Origin of the sequence: Flavobacterium sp. JP2137, from assembly GCF_050562195.1 — a bacterium.
GTDB lineage: Bacteria > Bacteroidota > Bacteroidia > Flavobacteriales > Flavobacteriaceae > Flavobacterium.
The window spans coordinates 1,189,844-1,210,185 of record NZ_CP191647.1; the positions used below are offsets into that span (position 1 = coordinate 1,189,844).

Genomic DNA, 20,342 nt, shown 5'->3' on the forward strand with positions numbered 1-20,342 from the left:
AAAATAGTTAATACAAGTTTTATTCATAGCCCTGTTTACGATATCGAAGACAGGGGCTGTGAATGAACACCCCTAAATTTGTATGAAATTATTGGCAGGAAAAAAATGCAGCATCACCTCGGCGTTTAAAAAACCCGAAATCTGTGGTGTTGTTCCAAAAAAAAGAAAAGAAAAAGAATTTCAATTATAATTCCAATTAAGATATGTATAAATATATAGTACTTCTGATAGGAGGGGGTGCTCTGGCTCAGCATACACCTATCATGACTAATGAAGGTATGCTATCCATATCTCCTAAAACTGAGGTTGCTACACTTTTTGATTTTCAAAATCATAAGAACGCTACGGTGTCTAATGATGGTACGATTTACTTCTATTCCGATTTTCAAAACGAAGGATTGTTTACTTTTGATAGCGACAAGAAATCATCTTATGCTGTTTTCCAAACCTATAATGGTCAGGCAAAGAATCAAAGGTTGAGCGGGATGGCACCCACCTATTTTTACGATATATTGTTTAATGATCAGTCTGGAACAAGCGGATTTGATTTACAAAATGATATTAGTATAGCCGGAACGGCTAATTTTAATGCTGGTGTAGTTGAAGTAGATGCCGACGCTGGAGCAGTAGTGTTTTTGCAAGGCGCCAAACATGTCAATACATCAGATAAGAGTCATGTTAGAGGTAAAGTTGAGCGCGTTGGAAACAACGAATTCGCTTTCCCTGTTGGAGATGGAGGGCATTATAGACCGGCTATTATCAGCAAGGTTCCTCATTTAAAAGATGTATTCTTCAGCGAATACCACCTGGAGAATTCCAATGCAAAATATCCGCACCTCACGATCGATTCCGATCAAATCGAATTAATCAACGACAAAGAATTTTGGACCATCGACCGTGGAAACACGAAGAACGACGTGGTGCTGACTTTAACCTGGGATGAAAAAACAACACCTAGTTATATCCTAGATGGATACGGACAGGTTTTGCATATAGTGCGCTGGGATAAGGATAAAAATATGTGGATAGATGAAGGAGGTATTGTCGATAAATCATTAAAGACAGTAACCATTCCAACTACGATAAATGGTTATGGGGTATTTACCTTTGCTAAAGTAAAAGAAAAGCAAGTAGAACACATCATAATTTACAATGCTGTCTCTCCAAACGGTGATGGTATTAACGATTATTTCATAATCGAAAACATTGAACAATTCCCGAACAATACTGTTCAAATTTACAACCGTTGGGGGGTAAAGGTTTTTGGAACCACGAATTACAATACTTCTGGGAACGTTTTCAACGGGGTGTCGGATGGTCGAGGGACTTTACAAAAGTCAGACAACCTACCTACGGGAACGTATTATTACATCATTACGTATGAGTATACGGATTCCAGCGGCACGCATACGGTGAAAAAAGCCGGTTACCTTCATTTGGAGAACAACTAAAAGCATAGAACATGAAATTAGATAACAGTATCAAGGGGGTTTTGATGGGCGCTTTTTTATTTCTTGGGGTTTTCGAAGCCCAGGCGCAAAGCGACCCTCAATATACCCAATATATGTATAACACGATTAACGTCAACCCTGCTTATGCTGGTTCGCGTGGTGTTATGAGTGTATTCGGAGTGCATCGTACGCAATGGGTGGGCGTGGACGGATCACCGAAAACAACAGCTCTTTCCGTAAATACACCTTTGGGAGAATCTAGAATGGGACTGGGAGTGTCTTTTGTCAATGACAATATCGGTGCTATGGACGAAAACAATATTTCGGTTGACTTATCCTACACCATCGATGTGAGTAGACAGTTTAAATTGTCTTTCGGTCTTAAGGGAACGGCAAACTTGCTAAATGTGGACTACGATAAGTTGAACATTAAAGATCCTAACGACCCGATGTGGGGCGAAAACATCAGCAATCAATTCTCTCCGAATATTGGAGCGGGATTGTACTTGCACTCCAATCGATCGTATATCGGTCTATCGGTTCCTAATTTCTTGGAAACCGATCGCTATGACGATAACGAACGCGGAAGCTCTACGATGAAACAAAAAATGAACTTCTATTTGATAGGGGGACATGTATTTGACTTAAGCCCTAGCGTGAAATTTAAGCCGGCTTTCCTGGCCAAAGCAATTACGGGAGCACCCGTACAAGTAGACGTGTCTGCGAACTTTATGTTGGTTGATCGTTTTATGGTTGGAGCAGCTTATCGTTGGGATGCAGCAGTTAGTGGATTGGTTGGTTTCCAGGTTACAGATGGCCTATTTGTAGGTTATAGCTATGATGCTGAAACAAGTAAATTGTCCAATTATGGCTCGGGTTCTCATGAGATTTTCTTGCGATTTGAATTGTTCAATCGCTTTAACCGAATCACTTCACCGCGATTCTTCTAAACGTGCTACAAATGAAAAAAATCTTACATAAATTAGTTTTTGCCGCTGTCTTTCTGATAGCTGCAGGAGCAATTGCCCAAGACAAAACCCAATTAAGAGGCGATAAGCAATACGAACGCCATGCTTATATTGACGCTATTAAAGTCTATGAGCGCGCAGCGGAAAGAGGTCATAAAAATGCTGAGCTGCTCAAGCGCTTAGGTGATGCCTATTATTTTAATGGTGAATTTCAAAGCGCCAACAAATGGTACGCGTCCTTGTTTGAACTTACTCAAGACGTGCCTTCAGAATACCTTTATAGATATTCACAGACTCTTAAATCCATCCAATCCTATACCGAAGCAGATGCCTACTTAAAGGCTTTTAGCGAAAAGGAATTGAACGACAAACGAGCGAAATTAGCCGAAAATAACAAGGATTATCTCAAGCAAATTGAAATCAATTCCGGACGTTATGATTTCGCATCTGTTAGTATCAACTCAGAATATTCCGATTACGGAAGCGTGGTATACGACAAAAAATTGATTTTTGCTTCTGCCCGTGATACCGGTAGTGTGGCCAAACGCATTCACATGTGGACCAATAATTCTTTTACTACCTTATATGAGTCTGCGATCAATGAAGACGGTACTTATGGTGCAGTAAAGAAATTTGCCCCTTCGGTAAGAACCAAATTTAACGAGTCTACACCGGTGTTTACAGCCGATGGAAATACCATGTATTTTACCCGTAACAACTTTAATAATGGTGTTCGTGGTAAGGATGCTGAGGGAATGACCTTGTTAAAGATCTATCGCTCTCAAAAAGTGGGTGATAAATGGGGGAAAGCCGAAGAGCTCTCTTTTAACGGAGACAATTTTAGCTCGGCCCACCCAGCCTTAACACCCGATGGGAAATGGATGTACTTCGCCTCAGACCGCCAAGGCGGATCCGGTCAGTCGGATTTGTATAAAGTTGCGGTACTGCCCTCTGGAGGTTTTGGAAATCCAATTAATTTGGGACCAGAGATCAACACCGGAGGTCGCGAAAGCTTCCCTTTTATCAGCAAAGACGATGAGTTGTATTTCTCCTCAGACGGTCATCCCGGTTTGGGAGGACTGGACATCTTTGCCGTAAAAATCCTTAAAGACGGTTCCTTTGGTGTGATTAAAAACGTGGGTACACCGGCCAACAGTAGTGCCGATGACTTCGCTTTTATGATTAACAACACGACCAAGAAGGGATACCTGAGTTCGAATCGAGCAAAAGGATATGGAAAAGACGATATTTATTCGGTTTTAGAAACGCGCAAACTGGCTTTGGAATGCTTGCAAATCGTGAATGGTGTCGTTTACGACAAACAAACCGACGATAAGATGGCCAATGCCAAAGTGAGGTTGTACGACAGCGATTTTAAATTGATGACCGAAGTGACGACCGATGCAGCGGGGAAATACCAATTCAACGATTTAATCTGTGGAAACAAATACCGAATCAACGCCAGTTTAGAAGAGTTTAATACGGCTGAGGTAACGGTAGAGCTTCCGATTAGAGAAGGAATTACTCAAGTGGATTTCGGTCTGGAGAAAACCAGAGTTAAAGTGGAAAAAGGAGACGACTTGTTTAAAGTATTAAAACTTGCGCCGATTTATTTTGACTTTGACAAAGCGGATATCCGTAACGATGCTGCCGTGGAATTGGCTAAGGTAGTAGGCGTTTTAGAACAGTATCCGCAAATGAAAATCGATATTCGTTCGCACACGGATAGCCGTGGAGACGACAAATATAACTTGAGACTTTCCGACCGACGTGCGCAATCTACGATGAAGTGGATTATAGCACAAGGCATAGATGCCAGTCGAGTGAATGCCAAAGGTTATGGTGAAACGAGATTGATTAATACCTGTGCAAATGGTGTGAAATGTTCCGACGAAGAACACCAGGAAAACAGAAGAAGTGAGTTTATTGTACTAGACTTATAATATAAAAATTGCCCAAGAAAAAAGCCCTTAGCCCCAAGCTAGGGGCTTTTCTCATATACGCGGTTTGGGGTTGCACAGCCCTGTGAATAAATGAGAAAATAAATCGAATATCTTTTAAAGATTTTTAGCTTTGTAAAAAAACAGATGAAAACTCCTCCTTATTTAAGTAAAGGCGATACGGTGGCCTTGGTGTGTACAGCTAGAAAATTTAGTTTGGCAGAAGCGCAGCCCGCCATACAATTATTGGAGCAATGGGGGTTGAAGGTCAAGTTAGGCGCCACCATCGGATTGGATAACTTCCAATTGGGCGGCAGCGACCAAGAGCGGATCGCCGACTTTCAAAATCAATTGGACGACCCACAAGTACAAGCGATTTGGTGCGCTAGAGGCGGATATGGTACGGTTAGAATTATCGATCAGCTGTGTTTTGAGCGATTTTGTCAAGCGCCAAAATGGATCATCGGCTTTAGCGATGTGACCGTCCTTCACAGCCATATCAACAACCTAGAGGTGGAAACCCTACACGCCATTATGGCTTTTAGTGTGCCGAATACGGCACCGCAGTCCATAGCGTCGCTCAAACACGTTTTGTTTGGACAGCCGACGAGCTACCGCATACCCACGGATGCCCACAATAGGATCGGAAGTGCCACGGGCGAACTGGTCGGTGGTAATTTGTCGATTTTGTACAGCTTGGCCGGTTCCAAATCGGCGATCGATACGGCGGGTAAGATTTTGTTTATCGAAGATTTGGACGAATACCTCTACCATATCGACCGCATGATGGTCAACGTAGACCGAAACGGTTGGCTCAAAAACCTCAAGGGATTGGTGGTAGGCGGTATGACCGATATGAAAGACAATGCCATCCCCTTCGGTTGGGGGGCAAAGGAAATTATAGTCGAAATTTCCAAAAAGTATGATTTCCCGATTTGTTTTGAGTTCCCCGCAGGACATGTACAGGAAAATGTCGCCTTGATGCTCGGACATCAAGTGCGGTTAAACGTCGAAGAGACCGGGGTGACTTTGGATTTTTTATAGTTGAAAACATGGCGACACACAACGATTTAGGACAATGGGGAGAACGGGCGGCATCCGCCTATCTAACGGAAAAAGGCTATGAGATTTTGGCCCGCAATTGGCGGTTTAAAAACTTGGAGATCGACCTTGTTGCCCTTAAGGATTCCGTGCTCGTTGTGGTAGAAGTCAAAACGAGGACGTCTACGGGGTTTGGCCTGCCTCAAGACTTCGTGACCAAGGCCAAGATCAAGCGACTGGTCCAAGCTGCCAACCAATACGCCTTGACGAATCAGCGTCACGAGGAGATTCGATTCGATATTATCGCCGTGGTTAAAATCCAAAATCAAATCCAAATCGAGCATTTAGAAGATGCTTTTTATCCTTTTTAAATTTATCTTGCAGTAGTAGAGAAACAATTTTATATTTGCGCTGTTCTTATTCAGTCTAAATATTTAAAGCCTTCGGTTTTTACAGTTTTAGAAGAGGGGACAACAGCAGATAAATTGATAACTATTATATATGAAAGATCCCAAGAAATACGGATTTAGGAGATTGATGAACGACCTTCATCTTTGGTTGGGAGTAGGCAGTGCCTTGGTGTTGTTTATCGTGTGCTTAAGCGGCACGATTTACACGTTTCGCACCGAGATTGAGCAATGGCTGGAACCGCAGAAGTATACGCTGGCTCAAACCGCAGACTCCAAGTACGAGATGGACGAGTTAATCGCCTTTGTCGAAGGACAAACCGGCGGAAAAGTCAACAGAGTCATCACAGAGGTCGATCAGACCAAGCCGTATGTCTTTGGCGTAGCCTCCAAGAAAGAGGAAAAGAAGAGCGAAAATTACTACATCAATCCGTATACGAAGGAGATCATCGGTTTTGGCAAGGGCCCTGCGGCACCGTTCTTTACCGATATGATGAAATTGCACCGCTTCCTATTGATGGAATCCGAAATCGGCAGACCCATAGTCGGCGTAGCTACCTTAATATTCATACTGTTGTCTATTACCGGACTGTTTTTGTGGTTTCCCAAGAAGATCAAGGGATGGAAAAGTATGAAGCCCGGATTTAAAATTAAATTTTCGGGCAAGTGGAAGCGCGTCAATCACGATTTGCACAACACCTTGGGCTTTTATACCTTGCTCGTGATCTTGGTCATGGCGGTTACGGGACTGTGTTGGTCGTTTGAATGGTATAGAGCCGGATTGAGCGAAGTGCTCGGGGTTAAGGTGTTTGGCGGACGCGACGAGGCAAAGCCGGAGTCCAACGAGCTTAGCAACGGCATGCCTTTGACGTATTCGCAAGCGGTGGCCATTGCCAACCAACGCTTTCCGTATGAGGGAAAAACCATAGTCTCGCTGCCCAAAGGCCGCAAGGGGTCCTTCGAGATCCAAAAAAATGAAGCCGCGCGATTTAACGAAACCGCCTTTGACCGCGTGTTTATCGATCAGTTTTCGGGACACATTATCAAGGAAGAGGCTTTTAACAACAAGGCGATAGGCGACAAGATTGCCTCGCAAATCAAGGCGATTCACCTGGGCGAAATCTACGGGGTGTTTTCCAAAACCCTCTATTTTATAGTGTGCTTAATAGCGACAAGCCTACCGGTTACCGGGCTGTTTATCTGGTTGAATAAGATGAAAAAAAAGCCGAAAAAGAAACCGATTCAAGTATAACATTACTTTGTGAAAATCGGATATGGTTATTAACCTAAAAAAATCGTAACTTTGTTGAATAACTTATTTTAAAGAGTATGTATCCAGAAGAAATAGTAAAACCAATGCGTGCGGAACTCGTTGAAGCAGGCTTTCAAGAATTATATACCGCTGAAGCAGTAGAAAATGCTTTGGCTCAAAAGGGAACTACCTTCGTGGTTGTAAACTCCGTATGTGGGTGTGCAGCGCGTAACGCTAGACCTGCGGCAAAGATGAGTCTAACCGGAGATAAAAAGCCCGATCACATCGTGACGGTTTTTGCCGGAGTGGACAAAGAAGCTGTAGAAGCGGCTCGTACGCACATGTTTCCCTTTCCTCCTTCATCGCCATGTATGGCCTTGTTTAGAGACGGAGAATTGGTACACGTATTAGAGAGACATCATATAGAAGGACATCCTGCGGAGACCATAGCAGAAAACCTGAAGGATGCGTTTAACGAATACTGTTAATAAAAAGACCACCTTGAGGTGGTTTTTTTATTAAAAACGTATATTTGCTCCATTCAATACTTATAGCAACGTGCAAAAAATTATTTCATATCCCCTAAGTGTGCTGTTTGTAGTGTGCTTTTTAATTTGTTTGCTGGTCTTTCACCCCATGCAATGGCTGTGTCTTAGGCTGTCAGGATATCAGGCCCATAAAAAAAGTGTGGACTACCTGAATTTCTTGCTGTTGAGATGTACCAATATTTTGGGAACGACTTACGACGTTAAAGATATCGCGTTGGTGCCTGAGGGCGTGCCCATCGTATTTGTGGCCAACCATCAAAGTATGTTTGATATTCCGTGTATCATCTGGAATTACAGAAAGGCACACCCCAAGTTTGTCAGTAAAAAGGAATTGGGACGAGGAATACCGAGCATATCATACAATTTAAGACATGGAGGTTCCGTTCTCATTGATCGGAAAGACTCCAAACAAGCGCTTTCCGCGATTCGAGATCTGGGGGTGTACATACAGAAATACAACCGGGCTGCGGTGATTTTTCCCGAGGGCACCAGAAGTAGAGACGGACAGCCCAAGCGGTTTTCCGAAAACGGTTTAAAGATTTTGTGCAAATATGCTCCAAACGCAGTAGTGGTGCCGATTACCATTAATAACTCATGGAAAATGCTGCGATTTGGCAAGTTTCCCCTGGGATTGGGCAATCGCATTGAAGTGATTACACATGCGCCCTTGGCCATTAAGGATTATCCTTTTGATCAGCTTTTCGAAGCGATTGAAAACAGCATTAAAAGAGCAATAAAATAAATATACACACGCCACTTCCTGCTCCAGCAAACCAAGCAAACGAGGTAGTTAAGTCTGGCGAAATAAAGAAAAATTATGTCAATTAAAAACGTTCGACTAGAGGTAATGCAATTTCTAGAAAAAAATATTGATAGTTTCGTCGATAACTATTTAATTCCGGTGGAGAAAATTTGGCAACCGTCCGATTTACTTCCCGATTCTCAAAGCGAAACCTTCTTTGAAGATGTGAAGGAGCTCCGAGAATTTGCCAAGGAATTGCCTTACGATTTCTGGGTGGTTTTGGTAGGTGATACCATTACCGAGGAGGCCTTGCCTACCTACGAGTCGTGGTTGATGGATGTGGAGGGGATTGATCAAAAAACCGACAACGGTTGGGGCAAGTGGATCCGACAATGGACCGGCGAGGAAAATCGTCATGGCGATTTGTTGAACAAGTACTTGTACCTCTCTGGTAGAGTCAATATGAAAGAGGTGGAAATCACCACGCATCACTTGCTCAACGACGGATTTGATCCCGGAACGGATCGCGATCCCTATAAAAACTTTGTGTTTACCAGTTTTCAAGAGCTGGCTACCTATGTTTCTCACAATAGAGTGGCGCAGTTGGCCAAGAAATACGGCGATCATAAGTTGTCTAAGATATGTCGTTTAATCGCCGGTGACGAAATGAGACACCACCATGCGTATACCGAATTTGTCGACCGTATCTTTAAGGTGGATCCCAGCGAAATGATGTTGGCCTTCCATTATATGATGAAGAGAAAAATCACCATGCCGGCCAACTTAATCAGAGAGTCTGGCGGTAAAATTGGCGATGCCTTTGAGCAATTCTCCGATTCGGCACAGCGCATTGGCGTGTATACCGCCATGGACTATATCGATATTATGCAGAAATTAATCGAAAAATGGCAAATTGACAAAATGACCAATTTGACCGATGATGCGGAAAAAGCACGCGATTACTTGATGAAATTACCGGGGCGTATGACCAAGATTGCCGAGCGTATGGTTGTTACCCGCGAGCCCCATGTATTCAAATGGGTACAGCCGGCATTGATAAAATAAAAAACAACTGTAATGATAGATTATGTAGCAAAGACCAAGGACTTTGTTAAAATGGAATTGGAGGGAGCAGAAGGAGGGCACGATTGGTTTCACATAGAGCGGGTGTATAAAAACGCTTTGTTGATTGCCGATAAAAGCCCAGATTGCAATCGGTTGGTCGTGGAATTAGCAGCGCTTTTACACGATATAGCCGATAGTAAATTCAACGATGGCGATGAGGAAATCGGTCCTGCAAAGGCCCGTGGTTTCTTACGAGCTATCGGTGTACCTGAAGAGGTGGAGCAGCATGTGGTAGATATTATTGCGAATATTTCGTTTAAAGGTGGAAACTTTGAAGCGTCTTTTAGTTCGTTGGAGTTGCAGATTGTTCAAGATTCCGACCGCTTAGATGCGCTGGGTGCCATTGGTATTGCCCGGGCGTTTAACTACGGCGGATTTAAGAATCGCGCGCTGTACAATCCGGACATTGCACCGGAGATGACAATGAGCAAGGAGGCTTATAAAAAGGCCGACGGACCGACAATCAATCACTTTTACGAAAAGCTGTTGTTGTTAAAAGACAAGATGAATACCGAAGCCGGTAGGGCAGTTGCTCAGGAAAGGCATCGCTTTATGGAGCTTTTCTTGGCGCAGTTTTACAGCGAGTGGGAAGGAGATAAATAAAAAAAGGATTCGCTTTGCGAATCCTTTTTTTGTGGGTTATTTTATCTTAAAGGTCAAGACAGAAGTAGAAGAGTGGTTGACCAAATCTTCGGTGATGCTTCCGTTGAGGAAATGCGAAATTCCCTTGCGACCGTGAGTGCTTAGACCAATTAAGTCGGCATCGATTTTTTTGGCGTAGTTCAATATACCCTGTTCGATATTGATGTCGTTGTAGATTGTCAGTTCGAATTCTTTGTCGGTAATATCCGATAGGAAAGCCTCTAATTGTTCTTCAGCCGCTTGTGTGGTTTTAAAGCTGTTCGGCGTGTTGACCATTAAAAGGTGCAATTTGGAACCGAAAACCTTGTTGAATTTGAGCGCTTTTAAGAACGGTGCCTTCATGCTTTCGGAAAAGTCAGAGGCAAAGATGAAGTCCTTGACTTCGAACTCGCTGATCTTTTCTTTGATCACCAAAACGGGAACCTCTGAAGAGCGAACAACTTTTTCCGTATTCGACCCTATAAACATCTCTTTGGCCCCGCTAGCGCCGTGTGAACCCATGATAATCAAGTCGACATCGTTGATTTCGGCTACTTTAATCACCCCCATAAAGGTGCGGTCTAGTTTGAGGACTTGAGACACGTTTAGACCTTCTAATACAGGGGAGTGTGCCAATTCCAATAAGCGGTTTTCCGCGGCATTTTTAAAAAACATCACCTCGGGTATTTCCGCGCCTATGGAAATTTCGTCGGTAGCCTGTTGGGGTAACTCGATTATGTGCAGCAAAATGACTTCTGCCTGGCATTTTCTAGCGATGATAGCCGCAGCGTGAAGCGCACTATTGGCATGGGCAGAGAAGTCTGTGGGTACGAGTATTTTTTTCATAGTTTCGGTTAAGGATATTGAAATTAATAGGTTTTAATTCTATTTTATAAAGTTAATAATATAATTATCAATAATCAAAAGTTTTAATTGTATAAAAAAAATAGTATCTTTGTGGCGTTATTTATTAGTTAAACTAAATAATGAGGGGACGGGTGTCCCCTCTTTTTATAGAAATATGACATTTAAAGAAAAAGTAAAAGAGTTGTTGAATCAGGGGTTAGAAGCGAATCCGTCATTATTTTTGATCGATTTCTCTATTTCCGACGAAGGCAAAATCAGTGTGATTATTGATGGCGACCAAGGCGTGATGTTGCAAGATTGTATCGATATAAATCGAGCTATAGAGCAGAATTTAGATCGGGAAGAGCACGATTTCTCTCTAGAAGTGGCTTCCGCAGGTGCTACAAGACCTTTGCAGCTACCTAGACAATATAAAAAAAATGTTGGAAGAAAACTAAAAATAACAACCCTTGATCAAACGGTTTATGAAGCTGCGTTGGTCGATTCGGATGAGGAAACCCTGTTTTTAGAGTGGAAGGCCAGAGAGCCTAAAGCCGTGGGTAAAGGAAAGGTGACGGTAGATAAAAAACTCAGCCTTCCCATTTCGGATGTTAAAGAAGCGATTGTTATAATTTCATTTTAAAATAAAAAAGATTGCATGGAAAATATTGCATTAATTGAATCATTTTCAGAGTTTAAAGACGATAAACTTATCGACAGAGTTACACTAATGGCAATTTTGGAAGATGTATTTAGAAATGCATTGAAAAAGAAATACGGTTCCGATGATAATTTTGATATCATTATCAATCCCGACAAAGGGGATATGGAAATCTGGAGAAACCGTATCGTAGTAGCAGATGGAGAGGTAGAAGATGAAAATTCTGAGATTTCCCTATCCGAAGCTAGAAAGATTGAACCCGATTTTGAAGTAGGTGAAGATGTATCTGAGGAAGTAAAATTAATACAATTGGGAAGAAGAGCGATTTTGGCATTGCGTCAGAATTTGATCTCTAAAATCCATGAGCACGATAATACCAACCTTTACAAACAATTTAAAGACTTGGTAGACGAGGTTTATGCGGCAGAAGTGCACCATGTTCGTCCGAAAGCCGTAATTTTGGTTGACGATGAAGGAAATGAGATTATACTTCCAAAAGAAAAACAAATCCCGGCGGACTTCTTTAGAAAGGGAGATACCGTTAGGGGAATAATAGAGAGTGTAGAATTAAAAGGTAATAAACCTCAAATCATTATGTCTAGAACTTCAGAGAAGTTTTTAGAAAAATTGTTTGAACAAGAAATCCCAGAAGTTGCTGACGGATTGATCACCATTAAAAAGGTGGTTCGTATCCCAGGGGAAAAAGCTAAGGTTGCCGTTGATTCATACGATGATAGAATTGATCCTGTAGGTGCTTGTGTTGGTATGAAGGGGTCAAGAATACACGGAATTGTTCGAGAGTTAGGAAATGAAAACATTGATGTAATCAATTACACCACCAATACACAGTTGTTTATTACAAGAGCCTTGAGTCCGGCAAAAATCAATATGATTAAGTTGGATGAAACCACTAAGAAAGCCAGTGTTTATTTAAACATTGAAGAGGTTTCTAAGGCCATTGGACGTGGTGGTCAAAACATTAAACTGGCAGGATTGCTTACGGGCTATGAATTAGACGTAATGAGAGATGCTGCAGACCTTTCGAGTGACGATGACGTTGAATTATCAGAATTCAAGGATGAAATAGAGAGCTGGGTAATTGATGAGTTTGCTAAAATTGGATTGGATACCGCTAGAAGTATTCTAAAACAAGATGTTGCCGATTTAGTAAGAAGAACCGATCTTGAAGAAGAAACCATTCTTGAAGTAATACGAATTCTTAAAGAAGAGTTTGAAGACTAGGAAAAAACATCAACACAACTCATTAAAATACACTAAAAAGATAATATGTCTGAAGAAAGAGTAAAAAGAATAAATCAAGTTTTAAGGGAATTAAATATTTCTCTGGATAGAGCAGTGGATTTCTTGAAAACCAAAGGGTTTGAGATGGAAGCCAGTCCAAATGCGAAGATATCCAAGGAGGAGTATGTTGTTTTGTGTAAACAATTCTCTGCCGACAAGGGGAAAAAAGAGGCTTCTATAGAAGTGAGTGAAGAGAAGCGAAAGGAAAAGGAGGCTCTTAAAATCGAGCGCGATAGAGAAATTGAAGTAAAACGCAAACAAGACGAGGAGCGTATCAAACGCGAACAAGAGGTTATTCGTGCAAAAGCAGAAGCGATTGCGGCGATTAAACCGGTTGGTAAAATTGACCTTGAACCCAAAAAACCTAAAGTTTCTTCAGACGATACAGTGGTTAAAAAGCAAGTGAAGCCAGAAGTTGTGGAAGCCAAAGCCGAAGATCAGCAGGTAAAACCAGCCGATAAAAAAGCCAAAGCACCGCAAGCTCCTGCCGACGACAAGAAGGCAGTAGCAGGGGATAAGAAGGAGAAATCCACGGAGAAAGCAGCAACAGTTGCCCCATCAGTAGAAGCTACGGAGGTTGTTAAACCAGTAGTGGCATCCGAAAACCAGGCCGAACCCAAAGCGGTAACCCCAAAACAAGACGGCTCTGCCGGAGAAACCACTTCGGAAGAAGAAGAGGTGCTCAAGACGAACTACCAAAAGCTTTCAGGAACTACTTTTACGGGACAAACCATCGATTTATCTCAGTTTAACAAGCCTAAAAAGAAGAAGGAAGATCCGAAAAAAGAAGATCCTAAAAAAGGTGGTGTAGCTGCTAAGCCAGGTGCTGCAGGTGCAGCCGCTGCTAAAAATAAGAGAAAGAGAATTCCTTCTAAACCGGGAGCCAACACGGGTACGGCCAATGCCGCTGGTGGTGGTGCTCCAAGACCAGTTGGTACTGGAAATAAATTCGGAAATAGAACATCTCCTAACTACAAAGGGAACAACAACAGAAATGCAGCGCCAGTTGTAAAAGTTGAGCCTACGGAAGAAGAGGTTAAAAATCAGATTAAGGAAACTTTAGAACGCCTTCAAGGAAAAGGAAATCGTTCTAAAGCCGCCAAATATCGTAGAGATAAGAGAGATACGCACCGTAAGAAAACGGATGACGAACAAAGAGCAATTGAAGAGGGTAGTAAAACGCTAAAAGTAACGGAATTCGTTACCGTGGGCGAAGTAGCTACGATGATGGATGTGCCTATTACCAAGGTAATCGGTACTTGTATGTCTTTGGGAATCATGGTAACCATGAACCAGCGTTTGGATGCAGAAACCCTGACTATCGTTGCCGATGAGTTTGGTTTTGACGTGGAATTTACAACGACGGATATTGAGGAATCAATCGAAGAAGTAGTAGACAGACCGGAAGACCTACAGCCAAGAGCACCTATAGTTACGGTAATGGGTCACGTGGATCACGGTAAGACATCCCTATTGGATTACATCCGTAACACCAATGTGATTACCGGAGAGTCTGGAGGAATTACACAGCATATCGGTGCCTACGGCGTTACCTTGGAAGGCGGTCAACAAATCACCTTCTTGGATACACCAGGTCACGAGGCCTTTACGGCCATGCGTGCACGTGGAGCTCAAGTGACCGACATCGTTATTATCGTAATTGCAGCGGATGACGACATCATGCCGCAGACCAAAGAGGCCATTAGCCACGCGCAAGCAGCAGGTGTGCCATTGATTTTTGCCATCAATAAAATCGATAAGGAAACGGCCAACCCAGAGAAAATTAAAGAAAAATTAGCCGCGATGAACTTGTTGGTAGAAGCTTGGGGGGGAACTTTCCAATCTCAAGATATCTCGGCCAAAAAGGGAATTGGAGTTAAAGAACTCTTGGAAAAAGTATTGCTTGAAGCAGAGATGTTAGAGCTTACGGCAAATCCAGATAAATTAGCCGTGGGTACTGTAGTAGAAGCTTTCTTGGATAAAGGAAGAGGATTCGTTTCTACGGTATTGGTGCAATCGGGTACTTTGCGTGTGGGTGATTATTTGTTAGCAGGTAAACATCACGGTAAAGTAAGAGCGATGCACGACGAACGCGGACAAATCGTTAAAGAAGCAGGTCCTTCAAAACCAATCTCTGTATTGGGATTAGACGGAGCACCTACAGCAGGTGATAAGTTTAACGTGTTCTTAGAAGAGCGTGAAGCCAAACAAATTGCAGCAAAACGTACGCAATTGATCCGCGAGCAATCCGTAAGAGCACAACGTCACATTACTTTGGCCGAAATTGGCCGTCGTATTGCTTTGGGAGATTTCAAGGAGTTGAACATTATCTTGAAAGGAGACGTGGATGGTTCGGTAGAAGCCCTATCGGATTCCTTCTCAAAATTGTCTACCGAGGAAATCCAAATCAATATTATCCACAAAGGAGTTGGGGCTATTACAGAGTCCGACGTCTTGTTGGCTTCTGCTTCAGATGCCATCATTATCGGATTTAACGTCCGTCCAATGGGGAATGCACGACAATTGGCAGATAAAGAAGAAATTGACATCAGAAACTACTCGATTATCTATGATGCTATCGACGACTTAAGAGACGCTATGGAAGGCATGCTTTCTCCAGTGATGAAAGAAGAAGTGACCGGTACGGCTGAAATTAGAGAGTTGTTTAAAATTTCTAAAATCGGTACCATTGCAGGTTGTATGGTTACCGACGGTAAAATCTTTAGAAACTCTAAAATCCGCTTAATCCGCGAAGGTGTAGTAATCTATACCGGTGAATTGACTGCATTAAGACGTTTCAAAGACGATGTCAAAGAAGTGGCTAAAGGATACGATTGTGGTATTCAAGTGAAAAACTACAACGATATTAAAGAACTCGATTTAATCGAAGCTTTCCAACAAGTGGAAGTGAAGAAGAAATTGTAAGTTGCTTTTCAAGCATAAAAAATCAAAAGACTGTCTCAAAAAGACAGTCTTTTTTTGTTTCTTACAGGGTTCTACTGCTGCAAATCAGACCCTAGTGGGTGAATATTTGTAGTTTTTTTACTGACAACTTGTCGAATCGGAACTTTGGCGTAAGATTTGTTATATATTTATAAAGCAGATAAAAAAAATATAGAAATGGGATTTTTATTAATGGGAATAATCATGCTGGCAAGTTGGTTTGTCGGTAATCGATTAAAAAGTAAGTTTGAGAAGTATTCCAAGGTGCAATTGCAAAACGGAATGAGTGGAGCGGAAATAGCTCAAAAAATGTTGTCCGACCACGGTATTAGAGACGTTAGAGTAATCTCTACTCCAGGTCGTTTGACCGACCATTACAACCCCGCGGATAAAACGGTGAATCTCAGTGAGGCTGTTTACAACGAACGCAACGCGGCTGCGGCTGCAGTAGCTGCCCACGAGGTGGGGCATGCGGTGCAACACGCTACGGCATACCGTTGGTTGGAGATGCGTTCCAAGTTAGTTCCCGTGGTAAGTGTGGCGTCGTCTTATATGCAATGGATTTTATTGGCGGGTATCTTAATGCTCAATACCTTCCCACAGCTATTGTTGGTCGGAATCATCCTTTTTGCGCTGACTACGCTATTTTCTATCATCACCCTTCCCGTGGAGTACGATGCGAGCCATAGAGCCTTAAAATGGCTTGAAAACAAGCACATGCTTACGCAGCAAGAACACGCGGGTGCAAAGGATTCCTTGACCTGGGCCGCCAGAACCTATTTGGTTGCTGCCTTGGCTTCAATCGGAACGCTGTTGTACTACTTAATGATATATATGGGACGAAGAGACTAACTTCAACGCCTTAAACAAAAAAAGCTGCTCCATCGGGAGCAGCTTTTTTTGTTTAAATCCAGGGCAGATGCCGACTGTTGAAGCGGATGACCCGATTCCAGTTGTTCGTAGACTGCAGGCTTAGCGCACAAAATCCGGTGGTTTATTGCGGACACTCTTTTTTGCGCTTGACAAAGGGATTTTTCCAGTTGATGTGCTTTCGGCCAAAATACAAGCCCGTGACGATTAAGGCACCTCCGGTAATTTGTATAAAACCCAAAGCCTCTCCGTCGAGTACGCCCCACATAAAAGCTACGATGGGCATGAGTAAGGATACGGTCGAAGCAAAGCTCGCCGAGGTTTCTCCGATGAGTTTATAGTAGAAGATATTGGCGAGTACACTGCCAAAAAGCGACAGTATAAACACATAGCCCACGCCTTTCCACGCGGCCGGTGTATGGATGATCACCTCAAAGAATCCCGATAGGTACAGCGCAATCAATGCGGGGATAAACAAGACCAATTCGATAAAGGCCGTCCAGGCCAAAGGCGAAATGTCGCCCATGTATTTCTGGGTGAGCAATCCGCTAAAGGCGTACATCATCGCTGCTACGATGAGCAACATATAGTAAAACCAATGACCCGATTCTGCGTTTTCACCCGAAGACCCCGATTGCAACAGCAAGATTACCCCGATAAAAGCCAAACTAACGCCTGTTAATTCGCCCAAGTGGGTTTTGTACTTGAAAAACAGTGCACCGAGTACGATGACAAATATCGACATCAAGGCATTCATAATACCCGCTATGGAACTCGGCAAGTGCATTTCGGCTAACGGAAACAAAAACATCGGAATAAAACTTCCAACGACCGCACACAATACGAGCCAGGAAGCGTTTTTAGCAGGGAATTTACCCCGGTTGAAATAGGCCGTCGGCAACAGCATGATCCCGGCAAAAACCACGCGTAAGGAGCCCACCTGATAGGGTGTGAAGCTCTGTAAACCTTTTTTTATCAGTATAAAAGACGATCCCCACACCAGGGATAAGACCAATAAGGTCAGCCAGTTTTTTAAGGTTATTTTCACCGTGAACGCTTTTAAATTTTTGCAAAAGTACTGTTTTAAAACCGAGCACAAAAGTTATTTAAAGCGTCCGCTATACTTATTTCGAATACGGATATAGAGGGGCTGTCTGGACTTGGGCTTGGCAGCGTTACCATTTTTGAAGTTCCGCGAATGGATTTCAATCACTGCACAGCGAAAACGTGCAGATTGGGAAGTGGTTGAGGAGGTCGCGTTTGAGTACAATGGATGCTGTAACTGCAAAAAAAAAGGCGGTCTACACAGTAGACCGCCCTAGCTAATTTGGAAAAATTATTTTTTAATTACTTTTTTGACTTCTTTGTTGTTTCCATCTTGAACCGTTACCATATAAATACCCGCTTGTGCTTGGCCCAAGTTGATTTCTTGTTGGAAATGCCCGGTGTTTTTATACGACTGATTAGCGATTAAGCGGCCTCTTAAATCGTGAACCGCAATGGTGATATCGTTAGTGCTTTCCGATTCAAACTGTACGGTAAAGCTATCGTTGGTCGGGTTTGGATAAATTCTAAAATCGTCTAGACCAAAAACATCCACGGAAGCGGTAGAACCACCCAAAACTTTGAATCGTTTTGAAACCGCATAGTAAATATTCCCTACCGGTTCTATTAGAATACGACAGTTGGTCGAGTTGTAATCCGGAGCGATAATCGCCTCATTTCCGTCATTGGGGGTGTTTTCTTTAAGCGTGATAAAGTTTTGTCCATTATCTGCCGAAAACAAGATGTTTACCAAAGTAGTATTGATACCATTTGACGTGGTTCCTGCGATGTCCCAAGTTACCGTTTGTGGGGTGTTGGCTTGCCAAGACTCCGCTCCCGTGAAAGGATAGGTAATCGTGAAAGGTCCTACATTTGCCGTGATCACTTTCATACCGTCTACAGCGGTTTGTCCACCTCGAACCGCATTGTTATCGCGCACGAGTAAATTGAAATTAACCGTTCTTGGAACAGTGGGTAATACTTCGTATTTTCGGCTGATTCCCAACAAGACATCTTCAAAAGCGGGCACGTATCGAGCTGGCGATTTTGACGGGGCGTAATTTCTGAATATCGGCCCTTTTACGGCTGTGGAAACCGGCGGTTGTATGGTAATCTGGTTGTCATTTTGTTCCCATGAATACGTGAATTCTGCGGTATTGGATGTACCCGTAGCGCTTCCTACCAATTTGAATGGGGTGTTTTTAGGAATGATTCGGTCTATGCCCGCATCGGCGATGGGGGCAGCGGTCGTGTTGCTGTTGTTTTGTGAGCAGGTCCCGTTAGTGCTAACAAAGTCCATCATCTGCTTAATGCTTACGTTGATAAAAAACGGGTCAGCAGTAGCCTGAACGTTGACAAATGAACCGTCGGCTTTGGGTTGGCAAACGCCCGCATAGCCCATAATACTCGTTCCGCTTCCCGTCTCTACAGCTGTGATTGGCGAAAGTTGGTCGTCGACACAAAATTGATTAAAGGTATGGGTAGCGCCAAATTGATGGCCCATTTCATGAGCGACAAAATCAACGTCGTAGGCATCACCTACCGGGTTTGACGATCCTGTAATACCTCTGGCCTTAGCTTGGTCATCGCAAGGAACGGCTAAACTCGCCAAACCGCCACCTCCGGTACTAACCGTATGTCCGATGTCGTAATTCGCTGCAGTGATAATCTGGTTAATTACCTTTTGACTTTCTCCGATCAATAAGTTTGAATCGTTGTTGGAGAAGGAGTCCTGAGTGATAAAAATGATTTTATCGTTGTCTGCAATCAAATTCATTCGAACCGATAAATCGCGCTCGAAGATATAGTTTACACGGGTCATGGTAGCGACCATAGCAGAGAGAACCACAGCTTTTTGCTGGGCGTCGGTATTTACGGGTATTTGAGCGTCTCTAGCCGCGTCTATGTGAAATTTCGCATATTCTACCGTACAAGCCATGGCCAATCGATACTGGCGAAAGGTGCCTGTGTTGTTTAGTCTTTGCTGTGGTAGAGGAGATAAACCCGCTGGAACCGCAGTAACTTCATCGTTCACCAAACACTCAAAGGGCTTAGTGGGATTGAGGTCGGTTCTGTTGTATACGATGTAATTCTTTAAATCACCGGTATATGTATCGATATATGTAGTGCCGTTTTCCGCAGAATAACTAACCGCGTGAAGTCCAAATAAAGTCACGCTAAAGCGAATCGTCGATCCGGGATTGTCTAAGCTCTTTCCGCTATAAGACATGATTTCCGTAAATTTATCTGCCAAGCCTTGCTCCATTACAGGAGCCTTGTAAATTTCAAATCGCTCGAGTTTTCCACCGGAAGTCGGAAACGAAATTACGGTTTTGGACGAAATATTATCGGTGTCTGCAACGGTATTGGCCAAGCTGTTTTTTAATTTTTTGATGTCGAGGTTGTATATCTCGTAGTTCATAGGAACGGCACTGCGATTCATCTTTTCGGACTTGCCTATCTCTTTTTCCGATGTGCTTTTCCAAAGATTTCCTTGAGCTTGACTTGAGGAGAATATCGCAAAGGCTAATATACTCCAGAAAATATTTTTTTTCATAATTTTTGTTTTGATATAGTTGGT

General features: G+C 42.9%; 17 protein-coding genes. 14 read left to right on the top strand and 3 right to left on the bottom strand.

Features of this window, described 5'->3' with window-relative positions:
* Nucleotides 1–203: 203 nt before the first annotated feature.
* From ACQZ43_RS05220 to ACQZ43_RS05265, 10 genes are all read left to right on the top strand, one after another.
* On the top strand, nt 204–1,451 hold the full coding sequence (locus ACQZ43_RS05220) for a gliding motility-associated C-terminal domain-containing protein (protein ID WP_430614900.1): 1,248 nt from the start codon (nt 204–206) through the stop codon (nt 1,449–1,451).
* 11 nt (nt 1,452–1,462) lie between these two features.
* Entirely contained in the window at nt 1,463–2,401 is a 939-nt protein-coding gene (locus tag ACQZ43_RS05225) for a PorP/SprF family type IX secretion system membrane protein (RefSeq protein WP_430614901.1), read from the top strand.
* A gap of 11 nt (nt 2,402–2,412) precedes the next feature.
* Entirely contained in the window at nt 2,413–4,362 is a 1,950-nt protein-coding gene (locus tag ACQZ43_RS05230) for an OmpA family protein (protein ID WP_430614902.1), read from the top strand.
* Nucleotides 4,363–4,506: 144 nt separating this feature from the next.
* Nucleotides 4,507–5,403 carry a S66 peptidase family protein gene (locus ACQZ43_RS05235; protein WP_430614903.1) on the top strand — a complete coding sequence of 299 codons (897 nt, stop codon included), beginning with the start codon at nt 4,507–4,509 and terminating at the stop codon, nt 5,401–5,403.
* A gap of 8 nt (nt 5,404–5,411) precedes the next feature.
* Nucleotides 5,412–5,771, top strand: coding sequence for a YraN family protein (locus ACQZ43_RS05240; protein ID WP_430614904.1), 360 nt, complete (start codon nt 5,412–5,414; stop codon nt 5,769–5,771).
* A gap of 130 nt (nt 5,772–5,901) precedes the next feature.
* Nucleotides 5,902–7,059, top strand: a complete 1,158-nt coding sequence (locus tag ACQZ43_RS05245) for a PepSY-associated TM helix domain-containing protein (protein WP_430614905.1) — start codon at nt 5,902–5,904, stop codon at nt 7,057–7,059.
* A gap of 77 nt (nt 7,060–7,136) precedes the next feature.
* Nucleotides 7,137–7,547: a BrxA/BrxB family bacilliredoxin gene (locus ACQZ43_RS05250; RefSeq protein WP_430614906.1), complete on the top strand. Its 411-nt coding sequence runs from the start codon at nt 7,137–7,139 to the stop codon at nt 7,545–7,547.
* A 70-nt stretch (nt 7,548–7,617) separates the two neighbouring features.
* Nucleotides 7,618–8,349 (top strand): lysophospholipid acyltransferase family protein, encoded by a 732-nt coding sequence (locus ACQZ43_RS05255; protein WP_430614907.1) that lies wholly within the window; start codon nt 7,618–7,620, stop codon nt 8,347–8,349.
* A 75-nt stretch (nt 8,350–8,424) separates the two neighbouring features.
* Complete coding sequence (locus ACQZ43_RS05260) at nt 8,425–9,414, top strand: acyl-ACP desaturase (protein ID WP_430614908.1); 990 nt, start codon at nt 8,425–8,427, stop codon at nt 9,412–9,414.
* Between the two features lie 12 nt (nt 9,415–9,426).
* Nucleotides 9,427–10,077: an HD domain-containing protein gene (locus ACQZ43_RS05265; protein ID WP_430614910.1), complete on the top strand. Its 651-nt coding sequence runs from the start codon at nt 9,427–9,429 to the stop codon at nt 10,075–10,077.
* 36 nt (nt 10,078–10,113) lie between these two features.
* Here ACQZ43_RS05265 and ACQZ43_RS05270 read toward each other — a convergent pair whose 3' ends face one another.
* Complete coding sequence (locus ACQZ43_RS05270) at nt 10,114–10,941, bottom strand: universal stress protein (RefSeq protein WP_430614911.1); 828 nt, start codon at nt 10,939–10,941, stop codon at nt 10,114–10,116.
* A 175-nt stretch (nt 10,942–11,116) separates the two neighbouring features.
* Here ACQZ43_RS05270 and rimP point away from each other — a divergent pair, with 175 nt between their 5' ends.
* From rimP to ACQZ43_RS05290, 4 genes are all read left to right on the top strand, one after another.
* Nucleotides 11,117–11,584 (top strand): ribosome assembly cofactor RimP, encoded by a 468-nt coding sequence (rimP, locus tag ACQZ43_RS05275; RefSeq protein WP_430614912.1) that lies wholly within the window; start codon nt 11,117–11,119, stop codon nt 11,582–11,584.
* Nucleotides 11,585–11,599: 15 nt separating this feature from the next.
* Entirely contained in the window at nt 11,600–12,844 is a 1,245-nt protein-coding gene (gene nusA, locus ACQZ43_RS05280) for a transcription termination factor NusA (RefSeq protein ID WP_430614913.1), read from the top strand.
* 45 nt (nt 12,845–12,889) lie between these two features.
* Nucleotides 12,890–15,829 carry a translation initiation factor IF-2 gene (gene infB, locus ACQZ43_RS05285; protein ID WP_430614914.1) on the top strand — a complete coding sequence of 980 codons (2,940 nt, stop codon included), beginning with the start codon at nt 12,890–12,892 and terminating at the stop codon, nt 15,827–15,829.
* Nucleotides 15,830–16,024: 195 nt separating this feature from the next.
* A complete protein-coding gene (locus ACQZ43_RS05290) occupies nt 16,025–16,699 on the top strand; it encodes a zinc metallopeptidase (protein WP_430614915.1) in 675 nt (224 codons plus the stop codon).
* Nucleotides 16,700–16,841: 142 nt separating this feature from the next.
* Here ACQZ43_RS05290 and ACQZ43_RS05295 read toward each other — a convergent pair whose 3' ends face one another.
* Entirely contained in the window at nt 16,842–17,765 is a 924-nt protein-coding gene (locus ACQZ43_RS05295; RefSeq protein WP_430614916.1) for a DMT family transporter, read from the bottom strand.
* Nucleotides 17,766–18,053: 288 nt separating this feature from the next.
* On the bottom strand, nt 18,054–20,318 hold the full coding sequence (locus tag ACQZ43_RS05300) for a reprolysin-like metallopeptidase (protein WP_430614917.1): 2,265 nt from the start codon (nt 20,316–20,318) through the stop codon (nt 18,054–18,056).
* Nucleotides 20,319–20,342 lie beyond the last annotated feature (24 nt).